The sequence below is a fragment of the Teredinibacter sp. KSP-S5-2 genome (genome assembly GCF_032773895.1).
Taxonomy (GTDB): Bacteria; Pseudomonadota; Gammaproteobacteria; order Pseudomonadales; family Cellvibrionaceae.
In genome coordinates, this window is sequence record NZ_CP120416.1 from 2417315 (window position 1) to 2433702 (window position 16388).

Annotated in this window: 7 protein-coding genes; 1 reads left to right on the forward strand and 6 read right to left on the reverse strand. The window is 36.9% G+C overall.

The genetic code is table 11. The annotated features are described in order from the left end of the window. Window positions 1-4 precede the first annotated feature (4 nt). The 6 genes from P5V12_RS10495 to P5V12_RS10520 are packed head-to-tail and all read right to left on the reverse strand — an operon-like array spanning window position 5 to window position 14208. On the reverse strand, window positions 5-8578 hold the full coding sequence (locus tag P5V12_RS10495; RefSeq protein ID WP_316957306.1) for a condensation domain-containing protein: 8574 nt from the start codon (window positions 8576-8578) through the stop codon (window positions 5-7). A 9-nt stretch (window positions 8579-8587) separates the two neighbouring features. Then, window positions 8588-9577 carry a hypothetical protein gene (locus P5V12_RS10500; RefSeq protein WP_316957307.1) on the reverse strand — a complete coding sequence of 330 codons (990 nt, stop codon included), beginning with the start codon at window positions 9575-9577 and terminating at the stop codon, window positions 8588-8590. 28 nt (window positions 9578-9605) lie between these two features. After that, complete coding sequence (locus P5V12_RS10505) at window positions 9606-9794, reverse strand: MbtH family NRPS accessory protein (protein ID WP_316957308.1); 189 nt, start codon at window positions 9792-9794, stop codon at window positions 9606-9608. A 30-nt stretch (window positions 9795-9824) separates the two neighbouring features. Next, the gene (locus P5V12_RS10510; protein WP_316957309.1) at window positions 9825-11156 is read right to left on the reverse strand and encodes a nucleotide disphospho-sugar-binding domain-containing protein; all 1332 of its coding nucleotides are present in this window, start codon (window positions 11154-11156) and stop codon (window positions 9825-9827) included. Next, window positions 11153-13102: a prolyl oligopeptidase family serine peptidase gene (locus tag P5V12_RS10515; RefSeq protein WP_316957310.1), complete on the reverse strand. Its 1950-nt coding sequence runs from the start codon at window positions 13100-13102 to the stop codon at window positions 11153-11155. Before P5V12_RS10515 ends, P5V12_RS10510 begins: the two co-directional genes overlap by 4 nt. 35 nt (window positions 13103-13137) lie before the next feature. Further along, window positions 13138-14208 carry a radical SAM protein gene (locus tag P5V12_RS10520; RefSeq protein ID WP_316957311.1) on the reverse strand — a complete coding sequence of 357 codons (1071 nt, stop codon included), beginning with the start codon at window positions 14206-14208 and terminating at the stop codon, window positions 13138-13140. A 461-nt stretch (window positions 14209-14669) separates the two neighbouring features. Here P5V12_RS10520 and P5V12_RS10525 point away from each other — a divergent pair, with 461 nt between their 5' ends. Continuing rightward, complete coding sequence (locus tag P5V12_RS10525) at window positions 14670-16349, forward strand: glycosyltransferase family 2 protein (protein ID WP_316957312.1); 1680 nt, start codon at window positions 14670-14672, stop codon at window positions 16347-16349. Window positions 16350-16388 lie beyond the last annotated feature (39 nt).

The following is a 16388-nucleotide window of genomic DNA, read 5'->3' on the forward strand; positions in this document are numbered from 1 at the left end:
AATTTTACTTATTAACCAGTTTTTCCAGCGTTCCATTAACAATGGACTCAATACTATTCGATATTTTCTTATTGTTATCACTGTAATGATAAATCAGTTCAAACTTAATTTTGTCTTCTGATTGGATTACCACAAATACCCATGGAATCTCACTAGTCTCTACAGACCTAACGACGTCCAGATGACCATCAACACCCAAATTCGAACCAGTTTTCTCACCGGGGTAATTCTCATAAACTACGACCGTATTAAAAAGATCACCATCCATTCCATTTTTTCTACAGCCCGATAAAATATTTGTTAAAGATGCAGTAGAATTCTCCAAAATACAAACAATCTGACCATTTACTTTTTCAAATAAAGACTTAACTGTATCGTCTGTAGAGATATTAATCACAACCGGAAGCGTATTAAGAAAGAAACCAATTACATTATCAAAACCGGAAATGCTGGAGTCACGACTCGATACCACCAAACCATACGCCACATCTCTATTTCCTGTTAACTTCGAAAGAGCCAGGACCCAAGCTGTTTGAATAACCGCGCTTACCGTCACTCGCATTGAGCGGGCAAATTCCAAAATTTGAATTGAAATCTGATCAGACAACTCCCACATCTTTGTTTCATGTATGAGTTCAATACTGTTGACCTTTCCCAAAATACAAGGCTTCTTCATGCCAACCAAACGATTAACGAATTCTCGTTCAATTTTTACTGGACACTTTGTTGATAACACCTTCCCCAAAACTTCAAAATAATCTGTATGCTTCGACTCAGAAGCCAACGCACCAAATCGGTTTTCGCTGTAATACTTAGATATTTTTTCTGTGATTAGAGGTAAACTCCAACCATCAAACAAAATGTGATGATGAGACCAGACTAAATAAGTTATTTCTTTTGAAGTTAAAAGCGTTAACCGAGATAAAGGTGCCTCTCTGAGATTTAGCTTACTTCCTCGCTCTGCAAGAGCATGGACTTCATTTTCAATAACTTCACTTTCAAGTTCTATTTGTTCCCATATAAAGCTAGAATCTAAAGATTTAAACTGATAAATTCCGTCATCTTCCCATGAGAAAGCAACAGAGAAGACATCATGATCCAAATGAAGCTGATACCAAGAAGCCTTTAGCCTACAAAGATCAACATCTCCATTAATTCTGTATATGATTTGGGTATTGTATAAATTGGAGTTATTAGTTCTCAGACAAGCACTTAAAATGCTTTTCTGAAGCGGACTAAGTGGATATTGAATCGAGCTTTTAAGTTCATTCGCCCCATACTCGCCCAATCCATCTACCAGTAACTCTGCTACTGTCTGCAGACTATGTAAACTTAACCAACTCTCAGAAGCATTAAATGATAGGGTAACTTCATCACCGCAAAAAACAATTTCGACAACCAATTTTTGATGAGGAGGTATGTCAAAATTACTATATTTATCTACAAGAGAACCATTTTTTATCTTGGAACAATAATTCTTTAGCTCATTATCAACAATCAAGTTACAAACAATATCCGGCTCACTATTAGACCTATCGGAAGAAAATATATAATCCCCTATATGCTGATAAGACAAACCATCGTAACAAAACGTTTCAAACCCAGTAAACCAACCCAAAGCATTTATTGAATCGTTACCTGTATTTCGTAACGACCGTTCCACGGCTACTGTGAACGTGACATTGCTTTTTCTCTGTCCAACATAGAGAGATATCAAATATGAAATAACAACATCAAGAGATAAACCATTATCCTTCGCCCAGGCTCTCACACCATCGAACACTTCAACAGATAAGGACCTTTCACAACTAACTCTATTAACCGATTGATTACACTTATTACGAACACACAGTCCTATATCATTAGGAGAGTTATGACTTACCGCCTTCAAAGAAGCTAAATATCCTGTTCCGTTATGAACAAGCTTATGGTATTGGTCTAAATCATTAGAAAAACATAAAGCGGATAAAAGCTCTAGAAGCCTTTCCCAGGAGAACATATCAAGTGACAAATGATGAGATGCCAGAATTAAGTACGTTTTTGATTCAAAATGACATTTGGAAACACATAAATTGATTCCTTGAACCAAGTTAATCCTGTTGCGAGTAAAATCAATAATATCGTTCAGATCATTGAGGCTAAATGCATTGCATTCGGAAATTAACAACTTATCAACTACCGGCTCAGACAATATATCCAATGTCCACTCACATTCTGTAAGTGTTAACTTATGCCGCAAAGATGGAGTATCCTTCACTAATCTTTGAAGAGCGGCTTCTATTTTTTCACTATCGACTCCCTCCGCTAATACTACCGCATGTTGAACACCGTCAGATAAACAACTATGGTTAGTATTTAGCCAGCTTCTTGCAGCTTGAGAAACAAACTCATGAATACTTATAGTATTTGAACTCGTATTGGAAACAATCGAATCTTCCTTTTCAATTAAACTGGGCAAGCCCACATCCATACTATCGGAACAAATTATGTCTAATAGATCAGATATTTTTTTGGAGTTAAAAACTTGCTTTAACGTTAACTTAAACCCCAAAGACCGAAGATGTGCGATAAGCCTAATAGCCGTAATCGAGTCACCACCAACCTCAAAGAAGTTCTCCGTTTCATTTAATTCACTTACTGAAAGAAACTCACTCAAGGTGGCCAACATTTTTTCCCGTACTCTTCCCGGTACAGGCTTCGAAGAGCCAATCTCACTATTTTCGAGTTTGAGATAGACGTTATCAACAAGGGCTTTGGTATCAATCTTTCCATTCACAGTCAAAGGAAACTGATCAACAACGAAGAATTTCCTTGGTATTAACCCCGAAGGAATCCGTTGTTTTAGTGATTCCTTCAATAACCTAAAGTCAATCCCATTTTTACTGTCGGAGCAAGTAATATAAGCCGATAAAATTTTTCTTTCTTGCTCTTCAACCGGTACAACTATGGCTTTAGCTACACCTGCAAAACGTTCAATCGCCACTTCAATTTCGTAGGCTTCAAATCTAACTCCGTTTATTTTTATTTGTTTATCGATTCGACCAACGTATTCAATGCTACCAGCAGATATTTGACGAACGTAATCTCCGGTTTTGTACCATATACAACCTCCGCCATCCGGTATAAATGATAGTGAAGACTGACGTGGCATCCCATAATAACCTAAGGAGACAGATGAGCCAGATACCCATAGTTCACCAACAGTACCTTTTACAACCGGTTCCCCGTATTTATCTACAATCATTATTTTGGAGTTATCAACCAAATCACCTAAAGGGAGTTTTCCATTTGGCAGTAAGTTTCCATCATCCTTCCAGCATAAAATGAATATTGAGGATTCTGACGGACCGTATGTATGGTAAAAACTTACATTCAACTTTTCTTTAACGGAACGGTAAAGCTCAGTTGGAACGACTTCTCCTCCACATACGATAGTTCTTAGACTCTTTCCTTCTCCTTTATTCATCGCTCCAATAATAGGCGTGAGTAAACTTGGAACAAAATGAGCAGCCGTAACCCTCTTTTCATCTATCAAGTCTATAATTTCACCAACTTCGCCCTGCATTGAACCAGGAAGAATTTCCAAACAGGCGCCTGAAAGTAACGGGTAAACCACTTCCCAAATTGAGATATCAAAGCCTGGAGAGGAGGTATGAATAAAAATATCTTCCTCAGTTAAAGGAATTCCTTGTATAGACCACGATAATAAGTTCCCCAGCCCCTCCCACGTACACAGTATTGGCTTCGGCACGCCTGTAGTGCCGGATGTAAGGGTCACATAAGCGACTTTGCTTCCCTTAGGACTGGGACTTGACTGATATAAAGCCCCCTTTGCCTGAAGATCATAAATATCTACCGTCGCTATATCGAGTAAGTCTTTTTTGTCCGAGATAACCAATGCAAAATCAAATAGACTAATGATATGTTTTAGTCTTTCTTTCGGACTTTTTTTATCGACTAGAACTACAACGGCGCCTGCCTTCCACGCACCTATCAACGACACTACAAACTCTATTGAACGATCGAATATAATGGCAACCAGATTTGATGAACACTGAACTAGCTGTTCAGATATCCCTTGTGCGGTAATGCGTGTTTGATCTAGAAATTGCTTACCGGTAAGACTTGATTTATCCTGAGAAACAACCTTCAAATCCATTTTTGAATCCAATTTCCTGTCTAGACTATTTAGAAACCCATCCAGAGTGCTAATTTTTCTATTAGTTAATTGGCCCTCAAAAATCGTCTTTAATCGATTTCCATTTCCAGTACTTGAAATATTTCTTAATTGATTCTGAATACCTTTTTTACAAATGCTTTCTAGCACCTCCCCCCAAGACTCCGACCAAAGTTTTAGAGTTTCGTTACTATATCGATTATGTTTTCCCCTTAACTCAATGACGGTCCCCTTATTAGTTGATAGAGAAATCTCTATATGACCTCTAACATTATGAACAGGAATTTCTATTTTCGTTACCGTAGCATCATCCAATTTGAATAATGTATCAAATTGACCGAAATTCAAGTCAAATAAAACAGGTGGCGCAGTGTAATTTTCATTAGAAAACCGTTTTATCAAGGTCGCAAGTTCTAGTTCTTTTACATATCTATTTTCTATTACTTCAATGAGTTTTGATTGCAACCCTTCTATAAATTCAGAAAAGGTTTCGCTTTCATCAAAATCGACAAGGACAGGAAGCAACGTAATATTGGAACAAATTTGAGTATTATCATCGCTATCTAAAAGAACGGGAGTAAATATTGAAAGATTTTTATTCCCTGTAAGCTTATATAGCCAAACAAATGACACTGATAGCGCGACAACAAACTCGCCATAACCTGTTAACTCTGACAACTCTCCTAATCTATTTCCTGGCAAATGCGAAGCTCCAATAGCACCTTCCACAGAAAGGTCAAGATCATAACCATCAGATTTTGGTAAAGAGTCAAAAACACATTTTCCGTCGAGCTCCTTCGACCACCAATCATTATATACAAACTGATCCGGAGACAAATTTCGTCTAGCTTTATTGTTTTTTAGTAACTTCTCCGTTTCATAAATATTGACGTAAGCTGCACTGATTAATTCTACTAATTTCTTTAAACTATATCCGTCGAAGGCTATATGGTGAGCTATAAAGTGCACCTTAAACTTGTCACTATCGATTTGATCCACATACACCCTTAATGGAAAATCCGAGTGCAAATCAAATTCTTCATTTTTCTTGCAAGCGTTAATATAATATATTTTTTCGATAGCAAAATGAGTAGAGTACGGTTCCCAACTCGTCACTTGAGTATTTGAAACCACAGAGCGCAATATCGGGTTATGCTCACATACAACACTTACTGCGTTCTTCAACTTGAGCAAATCAATAACGCCAGCTATATCAAAACCCTCTTTAATAACGTAAGGGGATCTTCCGTCACAGCGAAGATCTGACAAATATATCGATAGTTCAAAATCGGTTAGAACGTCAACTCGATCTTGAAAGGTTTCATCGGTTGATTTATGTGAAACTAAATTATCATCAAGCTTATACCTGTTTTTGTCGATATAATCAGCGATTTTAGCGCAGGTTTTCCTTGAAAATATTTCGTAAACAGGGACCGAAATATTATAACGTTTCTTTATTTCATTAATGTACCTAATTACGAGTATAGAGTGACCTCCTTTTTTAAAAAAACAATCACTCGCTGTTATATCGGGATTACCTAACAAACGTCTAACGATAGACAACAAGAATTCCTCAGAGGTTTTCTGCGTTTGAGACTCATTTTTTTCGTCAAAAATGTATCTGGCACATATAATTTTATCTATCATCTCATAATCAGTTTTACCTCGTAAATTAACGGGTATTTCATCAAAAAAAACCACCTGTTGTGGGCGGCGAGATTGAGAATAATGAGAATCTATCGCGCCGACTATATCTCGTTTTAGCAATTCATCTTTGACTTGAACAGCAAGTCCAAGGACCTTTTCGCCGCTTTTTAGAATAACAATAACAGCTTTGCTTATTACGTTAAATTGGTTATGAAGATAGCTTTCATATTCAGCAAGATCGATACGTAAACTATTAAATTTTACCACGCCGTCATTTCGACCCCGATAAACAATTTGTCCATCAACGTTGTAAAATCCGTAATCCCCAGTTTTAAACATTAACTCGCCATTTCTGCCGTAAAGGTCAGGAATAAATCTTTCCGACGTATCCCTTGGACATTGATAATATCCAGTACTGACGTTACTCCCAGCTATAAATATTTCGCCAACAGAACCATTCTCCACTGGGTCTAGTTGATCGTCGAGAATATAAATTCTGGTGTTATCAACAGGAATTCCAATTGGAATATCCACTTGTTCTGGCGAATCTAATACCAAATCAAGACAACAAAAAGCCGATACAATAGTCGTTTCCGTAGGTCCATAAGTATTTATAAGCTTCCAATTTTTTGATTTTTCCCGGTACTGAGCATAACTTGAACAAGACAAGGCCTCACCACCAATTATTATAGTTTTCAGATCGATCAAATAAGAGGGAGTAAATTTATCTTCACCAATAAGAAGGTTAAAATATCCTGTTGGTAGATCAACAACACTGATCTGATTTTTCTTACAAAAAGAACAAAATTCGTCAGTGGAAAATGAAATATTATCATCCTTCAACACAAGGCTAGCGCCCGATAGAAATGTGACAAACAGTTCCTCAAGGTAAGCATCAAACCCCGTTGAACAAATTTGCAAAACCCTATCTTCAGATGAAATTCCGAATTTATATGCGGCAAATTTACAATAATCAATCACAGAACAGGGAGAAAGAATAACGGGCTTGGGCTTGCCAGTTGTACCCGAAGTGAAAATTACCAATTTACCTGACGTACAATTCAAATCCAAATTAGAAACTGGCTTAACATCAATACATTTATCAATAACAAAAGATTTCAAACAAGGTATCTCACACAATCCGTCGTGACTTATATTCACTTCAGAGAAAACAACCTTGGAAAAGGTTTTGGAAAGTGCTTGTTCAATACGTTGAGTAGAATCATTAGGATCAAGTAAAGCCACATTTACGCCTAGGCACAATGCACCTAGCATTAAAGAGATGATTTCAATACTTGATTTTGAACACAACCCTATCGTATCGCCTGGGTATATATTTTGTTCTGTAATGAAGTACCCAGCCTTTTCAATGTAATCAATTAATTCAGTGTACGAGTATTCATTCGAACCTAAAATTATAGCGGTCCGATTGGAATTAGAGATGACGGTTTCAAATAACTCTTTTAAACCATCGTTTTCCACAATAGAACCAGAGTGGTTTAGAGAAGTAAAATTAATTTTTTTGCATATGTCATTTATCGACATAGACCAATAAGTATCGATTGAAACAATTACATCTTCGATAGCACATAGAATTTTTCTTGCTTCTACCCTAGATATGGCACCTTCAGAATAATCAATAGCTAGTTCGATACCATCATTCGACTCATGAGCAATTACAGAATAATCTAATATAGTTTGGTATTTCTCAGGAGGATTGAGAAATACACTAATTCCATTTCTAGATATAGAAAACGCCTCCGACCAAGAGAAAACGGAAGCAAATAGCCCATTGCTTATACCGCTCGCACCGAGGCTTTTAGTGATATCAGTAAGAGCACAGTATTTGTGATCGTAGATATCAAGAAGATCATTTTTTAAAGAATCAACTATGCTTTCGAACGACTTCTTAGAAGAGGTTGAGGCACGCACCGGCAAAGTTTCAATAAATGGGCCTACCGTATTATCATAGACATTAGAATCCCTAAGAGAAAATGGGATGCCAACTATTCTAGTATCGCTACCCCCCATTACGCGCTTTAAAGCAATAAAATAAGCCGCTAAGACTAACACCTGCCTTGAAACATGAAAATTTTTCGATTTTTCATACAGCCCGTCAAGTAAAGATAGACTAATATTTTTTTTCTCACGTAAAACTAAACTCTCGACTCTATCTTGGAGAAAACCGGCATTAGAATTGAAGTCTATTGAAGAAAGATATGTTTGCCAAAAATATCGAGACTCATGGGAATTCGACTGCCTCGATTTTACATATTTAATCGCCTGAAGGTAATTATCAGTTTTTTTCTCAGTTACAGACTCCGAAAAATACTCCTCTATAAGAGCAGTTAGAAATATTTCGATTGACTGCCTATCACCAGCAACATGATGAAAAAACACTCGCAGGATAATTTCATCATCAGATACCTTTATTAACGAAAATCGAAAAAGATGGGTATCTTCTGGTGAAATTTCTATATCATGACTATACTTTTCAAATAAAGATAGATCATCAAACACTTCAACCTTCGGCGTACAGGTGTTTTCATTACCACTACAAACACCTTTATCTATAACATAAAATCTTGAACGTAAACGATCAACACTTTTAACCAAAAGCGGAATATCAATCTCCCCCTTTAGCACAGCAGTAACAGGAACAACATTCCCCTTTTTTCCAACAACATAGGACTCAAAAACAAACCCTTGCTGTGAGGAAATCATAATATCTTCGTTTACAATATCAAAATTCATCTTATTTTTTCAGTTGACTAACAGTGCATTTGTTGCATCTAAAACTGGATACTCACCGGAATCAATTTCCGACCCAGTCATCCAAAAAACAACATCTCTATTTTTTATTAATTCTCGCTCTCCATCCAAAATAACCCTCATGAATGCTTTTGATGTATAAACTTCATCAAACTTTGATGAAATATTATTTTCATACCGCCTCAGCTTTACACAAATGCTAGAATCCGGTATGGAAAACGGAGAATCTTCCCAGATATTTCTAAACTCATTTCTCGCCAATAACTTACGTAACCAATCTACAGGAAGCGAAAGTTGAGAACGGATAGATTCCAGATGTCCGATCAAAGATCTTAGTTCGGCGTATCCCACTTTACACAAGCCACAACAAACTAGCTTAGCTTTACTGCCACTTAACATCAGACCCAAGCCGACCCCAAAAGCCAAAGTACCAGTAGCAGCGGGAACATAAATCAAACAGTTATTCGACTCAATTGAGTTTTCCCTTAATTGTTTTGCCAGCTCCAATCCAGCTTGGATATATGCTTCAATTGCAATTGGACCAGAGCCACTAAACTGCGTTTGGTATGGTTTATAGCCTTTTCCCTTTATACGATTTATTGCTTTGGCCACGTTTAAACTGTCGTGACGTAAAGATTCGTTCGATTCAGATATAATAAAATTACATCCATTTTCCAGAGAATATTGAACTTTCTTATGCGCGCTATTTGAATAATTTTGCATCTTCACAAAGGCAAACATTTTCATCCCATGTTCTTTTGTCATCCTAGATAAAGTTGAAACCATAGACGACCCACTTAAAGCAGTACAAAAAATGCTGTCGCACTTAATCTTAATCGCGTCATCAATCAATCGTCTCGCCACTCTAACCTTTGAGCAAGCAAACCCTTCATTAATTAAATCATCTCTTTTAATATAAAAAGAAGTAGCTCCAGACCAACTTAAAAGCGATGAATGATTTTGAAGCTCCGAAGGAGTCATATAGATCCCTAGTAGTAGCAGCGTAAAATTATGTTAAAGATGGACCAGACCAATTTTTTTCAATCCAGTCTAAGCATTCCTCCTTACCAGCAGGCCCCCTAACCACATCCCAGCCGATTGGAATTTCTTTTTCATCAGGCCAAATAGAATGATGGTTATTAATATTTTTAACCACGTAATATGATTCAAATGGATCGGAGTTTTTATAGTCACTCATATTTAAACCTCAACAATTAAAATTGTATTTTTACTGAAAATCAATTATTTCTTTAAGCACTTTATCAATTACGCCATTGCTATTGTATAATTCAAAATTATCTCTCATTTTAAGCACGGCAGTTTTGTACCTTTCATCTCCGACGACTTTTTCTATTAACCTTGATACAGATTTAGTCGACACAACCCTTATCCTTTCACCGAGACCATGAAATACCAACCTTGCGACACTTCCCGGCTGATCCGCATGCCTTGGAAATGCCAGCATTGGAACACCATGATGAATTGCCTCCTTAATTGACGTACCGCCACCATGCGTAACAAGAAGGCTAGATTTGCTTAAAATATTGTGCTGAGGAACACTTGTATTTATAGATATTCTCTTGCATATTTTTTTGCGTTTAGCTTTTAAGAGCTCAGTCGCCAACTCGTGGCAGGTCGATACAACAAGCCTAAGAGACTCATTATCTTCAACTGCATTTATAACGCATTCGTATAATTTTAATTTTTCCGAATCAAACTGAGTCGCAACAGTCCCTAAATGACAATAGATTAGTGGGCCATCTCCCTCAGGAAAAGCAAAACCCTTAGAGGAAGTAATCGCATCAACAATACAGGGACCAACAAAAAATGAATGCCCCTCTCTATAGCTTTTTCTTGGGAAATCAAATTCTTTTGCCTGAAACAGCAACTCGGGCACACTGTTAAAACACATATCATATGAGAAATATCGAACCCTATATTCATCTTTAATGGGAAATCCTACATTTTCAGCGATACGGAGCATAACAGTTCTATGAGATATTCCAGTCATCAGTTCCGAAACCAGGCATTGAAAACGATAAAGGAAATAGCCCAATTTCTGCTTAGCCCACTCATACCGAATACGGGCAATCCCCAGTTTTGTATATTGAGGAATTAAATCACTATGAAATGGTGGCACTAACGGATCCGATTCTATAAGAGGCTTTGAGCTGAAAGATGCACACCTAACACCAAGACGCCAAAAATACGGATAAAACATGAGCAAAAAAGGATCAAATATTATTAAGTCTGGTTTAATATCTGCCATCACCCTTTCAATACATTCATTAACCTTATTCAACCATAAATCTATCTCTCGACTTCTCGACATCTTAGGCAAAACTTTAAAATCGGGTTCATCAAACTCTGGGACAACAATTGCATCAAACCCCATTTGTCGAATTTTATCTTCACTACCAATTGTAAAAAACTTTACATCAAACCCCAGGTCGAGCATTTTTTTTGCCGCGCCGACTACAGCATAGATATGACCAAGATAATCACCAACAAAAAAAACAATCGTTTTTTTTATAGAATCATGAATACTTACTTGACTCACGACAGTTCCTTTTCCATACAGGAAAGTCTATAAAAGATATAAGCGTATTCCTGAGCGATATCGGAACAGCGCTGATAGATACCTTGCCTTCCCAAATGTCCGGACTTAAAATCTATAACCATAATTAAATCTTGAAAATTACAAACCGATCCTTTCAAACGTCTATACCAGTTAAAAACCTCAGTAAACCTGACTTGGGAATCAAAGGCACCGGATAAAATGTACATTGGAGAATATCTTTTTCGCGTTACATTTTGATAAGGAGAATATGCAGAAATATATTTGTGATCGTAGTCTTCTCTAGGATTTCCCCACTCCGAATATTCAGTGGTCGTACCCGGAGCATTTTCGTCAGACATAGTTCCCAACACATCTACAAACGGGCAACAAGCTAGAATACCTGCAAAGTCATGAGAGCTAGAATTCGCAAGCCAAGCCATAATTAATCCTCCAGCACTGTAACCTTTTGCAAATATTTTCTTTTGATCAACAAAATTATTGAATATAAGAAACTTAACTACAGAATCGAAATCGACGAATGTATTAATTTTTTTTTCACGCTTCCCCTCCTCACTCCAGGCACCACCCCTTTCCCCTCCCCCTCTAACGTGGGCAATGATATAAACAACTCCTTTTTTTAATAAAGGTAATAATTCCTGGTTATAATCTGTTGAGAAATTAAGACCATATGCCCCATACGCACAAATTAACGCGGGAGCCTTACCATCCAATACCACATCCTTGGCATGCACAATAGTCACAGGCACTAAAGACAAATCTTCTGATTTCACAAGGTATCGCTGACATACTAATCCCGACCTTTCATCCTGTGCCGAAAGCAAGTAACCTTGATTATGACAAGCTGTTTGAAAAGCAGTCCTATGGGACTCTGACTCTCCGGATAGAGACGAGATTCGAAAAAAAACTTCGTTTTTTTCAATATATAGAAAATGAGTATTTTCCTCCAATCGACAACTTCTAAACTCATCACAAACATTAAGATCACCAACTTCATATAGTCTAAAAAATACCTGAGCATTTTCTATTAATTTTAAGACGATATAACTATCGTATATTTTTATGTCAATTAAACCTTGGCCGTCCTCAATGTCAAAATTAAGCTTTTTCCATGAACCCCTTTTTTTTAAATCACAAAATCCCGAAATATGGTATACACTGACATCCATAGCTCCACGATTCTCTGACAACACCAAACCGGAATTAGAATGATCAACCTGGTACTTTATGTTTTTAGCCTTACCGTCTAAAGTGGAAAATATACTTCCTTCTCCAGACAAACTAAGAGCATTGATTACATTTTCATATGTCGAACGACTTACAACCAATAAGTATTTTGAGTCAGATGTTATTTTAAAAGATAATTTATACCTACTATCCGTTTCCTCAAGCAGTACATCCCAGGAATCATCGTCAACGCTATATACGAGAACCGAACTCTCGCGAAAGCTGGGTATAGTTTTTTGGATTAAATACAACTTCCCACCCTCACCCCATACGGCCAGACCGCTTAGATTCGTGGCATCTATATTTTTAGTTTTCCCTGATATTAAATCACGTATAAACAACTCATAACATTCGTTCCCACACGTATCAGCTAACCAAAATATATAACGCTTGCAGCGACTCAGCGCCCAACTACCAACACAAAAATAGGAATAATCTTGAGATTCTTGATTAAAATCTACGATTTTTCGATCCGTTTTGAGACAAAAAATCGATGAAAACTCACTCCCCCGAGAATACAACTCCTGCATAGTCATATGACCGGACTTTCGTTGATTAATCGATAGCTCCGTCAACTTAGTTAATTCGCTTGAAAAATACCTGTAGTCATCCGCCCACAGACGTCTATGCTTATCCAGATTATCGAACTCGTATGCTAAATCGTCATCTGAAAAGTTCGCTTTATGGAAACAAGGTGACATTTAAACTCCATAATCATGACAAAACGCTAGAAAACTCATGTGGTCTCCAAGACCTTTATTAGCTTGGTTTCATTAGCCTGGAGAAGAACTGATTCCATCTTACTTCTCTCGCTATCAGATACTGCACCGAAATATCCCACGCCCAAACTTTTAGTATCAGTTTGATTTGTTCTAGCAATCTGCATGTGTAAATAGTCTTCTTTGCATGAACAGATATCCCTTACGCGACATGGAGAGTACTCGCTCTGCCTCAAATTGAGCCTGAAATGCTCATCCAAAGCGGAACCGAGCACATTATTGGGATCGCCCGCATAATAGGATCGACACGGGAACACATCCCCTTTACTAGAAATAAACACATAATCATGGCCAGCAGAACAAAGAAAACCCTTGGGCTTTAGGGAAGCAACAATTGCAGCCCGCTTAACATCAAGGTTTGAATTCAGCTCACCCAGTAACAATGACCGATCATCTTGAGAGACAGCGAAGTAATCCGTACCAGGATAAGCGTCATTGTAGTTATGCCCAAGATCAATATTTATATCGATCTCGTACTTTTTACATAGTTGGTTTAATTTGAGTACTGAATCTTCGTTATCAGGGAACAGAAGTGAATTTACGATGACTTTCACGCCCTGATCTTTAGCGTATAAAGCTTGGTCAACAAATTCTTTTGGTGTTATCTCTGTATGGTGATGCGTCAACCACATACTTAGCTTTGTTAGATCAACCCCGCACTTGTTCTTTAAAAATGGCAACCTCTTTCTAATTAAAGAACCATTTGAAACTAACTCAACAAATCTAATATTTTCACTATGACTAATATATGCAACACCTTCAAGAAACTTTCTTGAAACCAAAGGCTCACCAATGGTTTGCAATCGTAAACCAATACTGTAACTCTGCTTTGACAGCCAAGAGAGAACCTTATCGAAGATAAAAGCTCCATCTTCTGTTTCCCACTCGCGATCATTTGTTCTCTTCCCCTGAAGATTTGGAACACCGCTAGCACAGTATGCACAATCAAAATTACATAAACTTAACCCGCATACGAACCATACATTGATACTTTTTTTTGATTCCATGGGCAGAATAACCTTACTCAAATATTTCTCGTTTATCTCTAACCATTAAAAAAACATACATCAAATTCGATAACAACCTAAATAGGTAGCATTTAAGACATCAAAAATGTACACAAACTCTAAAACCAAACTCAATGAGGTAGGAACCTACACATAATCTTTTAAGAAAATAAAAAAAAAAAGAAAACATTGTAGTTTTAGTTACTTTATTTGAACTGAACTGCATTTTTTGGCACAGATAACCCTTAACGTCATAATTAATATATTTCCGCGCCAACTATAGCCGAAGACAAATAAGAACCACGTAAGTTTTACTCGACATTCGAATTACAATCATTTAATTTAGCGCCATAAAAATGTACATCCGACATATTTTTTTCTGGTGCAATAACAGATACTACCCGTCACAAAATATATTAAAGACTTTCAACTCTTAATTTTTGTATGGTTATTTTCACATTATCTAGCTCGACAAATTAAAAATGACTTTAGTAAGATTAATTGCAAATACAAATTTGCCCATATATGAAAGGCTTCATAAGAGTCTTATTCAACAGACGCCTAATAGATCAGGAAAATGGGACGATATAGAGTTTACATTCGAAGAAACTGGCGAATGCGATTATGCTGTGATATTAACGCCGCCGAGCTCTGACATTAAAGTAAGTTGCCCACCAGGTAGGCTATGGAATTTTATTCAACTTCAGCCTAACACAAAGAATAGAAATACGTATAGAGGTGATAAGAACGCGGATAGAATATATACCGTCGATGAAACATTAGTCGGTGACAAATACTTTCTAACACCAATGATTCTCCCCTGGAGGCTAAATAAAAACTTTGATCAATTAAAAAAAATGGAGAGGCCATTTAAACCCCACGACATTCTTATTATTGATAACTTACCTTCATCAGTTGTTAGAGAAAATGTATTAAAAGACATAAGATACGACTTGAAAAAGCAGATTCCTGTGATCAATAAATTGAATAACTATCGGGAGATGGAAGATCAGCTATATAGACATAAGTACGCTCTAATTTTGGATGAGCCTACGACAAAACACTACTGGGGTGAGCATATCTCAGATATATTACTAAGTTGGACAATACCAATTGTTATAGGGCAGGAAAACATTCATGATTTCTTCCCCCCAGAATCAGTGATTCAAATTAACCCCGTGAATAATAATATATCAAAGACAATAGAAAAAATTATTGATCATGATAAATGGGAAGCGAGGTCTTCAGCACTTTTACATGCTCGCCACCTAATTATGGAGAATTACCAACTTTTCCCAAGATTATGTGAAGAAATACACAAACATCGATCTTCAAAAGATAACATCTCCCGACATCCAGTTAACAGGCTAATTTTTTCAAATCCCCAGCCGGAGGGCAGGCTTCAAAAATTATCTGAGGATATTATCGGGGTAAGTAATACAAACTACATACTAAAAAATACTAAAAATTTGGTCAAACAAATTAATATTATAACCTCCAAACTTCTAAAACAAAACAAATGGTCTGTTTGTGTCGGAATAAAAAACAGAAACGAGATGCTGAATGAGTCCTTGAAAACTTGGCTAGAAGCTCGTTTTGTCGAAGAAATTATCATTGTGGACTGGAGTTCTGATGAAGACGTTATGGAAGTAGTCAACAAAAACAAGGATTCAAGAATAAAGGTTGCCAGAGTAAACGGAAAAGAAAAATATCACTATTCCGCAGTAAACAATCTAAAAGTTAGACTCTGTCGTAATGAACACATATTTATTACTGACAGTGACATTAAGATAATTGATCCGAATTTTCTTTCGGATCACCGTCTTTCAAACGGACAATTTTATCATGGACACTGGACAGATCAACCACACACAACGGGATCCGTTCTAATAAGAAAGTCTGACTTTCTCAAAGTCAACGGCTACAACGAAAGCCTAACCTCCTATGGAGTTGAAGATCTCGACTTACAGGAGAGACTAAAAAAATCTGGGTTGAAAGGTCAAAGAATTAAGAAAAACTACATTCATCATATTCCACATCCTAGAGAACACAGAAAAAATCAACTTGATTCAGTTAAGAAAAACCGCCGTATAACCTCAGACAAACCGTGGACAGCTAACGAAAATATGGGCGAACATGAAATTACCTTTATTGAACTGTAACCATTACCCTATCCCGTAATATTATATTTACAACTAAAT

What these genes read in the sequence shown, in the direction of transcription:
- P5V12_RS10500 (WP_316957307.1), bottom strand. Translation starts at nt 9,577, where the DNA reads ATGACTCCTTCGGAGCTTCAAAATCATTCATCGCTTTTAAGTTGGTCT.
- P5V12_RS10495 (WP_316957306.1), bottom strand. Translation starts at nt 8,578, where the DNA reads ATGAATTTTGATATTGTAAACGAAGATATTATGATTTCCTCACAGCAA.
- P5V12_RS10505 (WP_316957308.1), bottom strand. Translation starts at nt 9,794, where the DNA reads ATGAGTGACTATAAAAACTCCGATCCATTTGAATCATATTACGTGGTT.
- P5V12_RS10515 (WP_316957310.1), bottom strand. Translation starts at nt 13,102, where the DNA reads ATGTCACCTTGTTTCCATAAAGCGAACTTTTCAGATGACGATTTAGCA.
- P5V12_RS10525 (WP_316957312.1), top strand. Translation starts at nt 14,670, where the DNA reads ATGACTTTAGTAAGATTAATTGCAAATACAAATTTGCCCATATATGAA.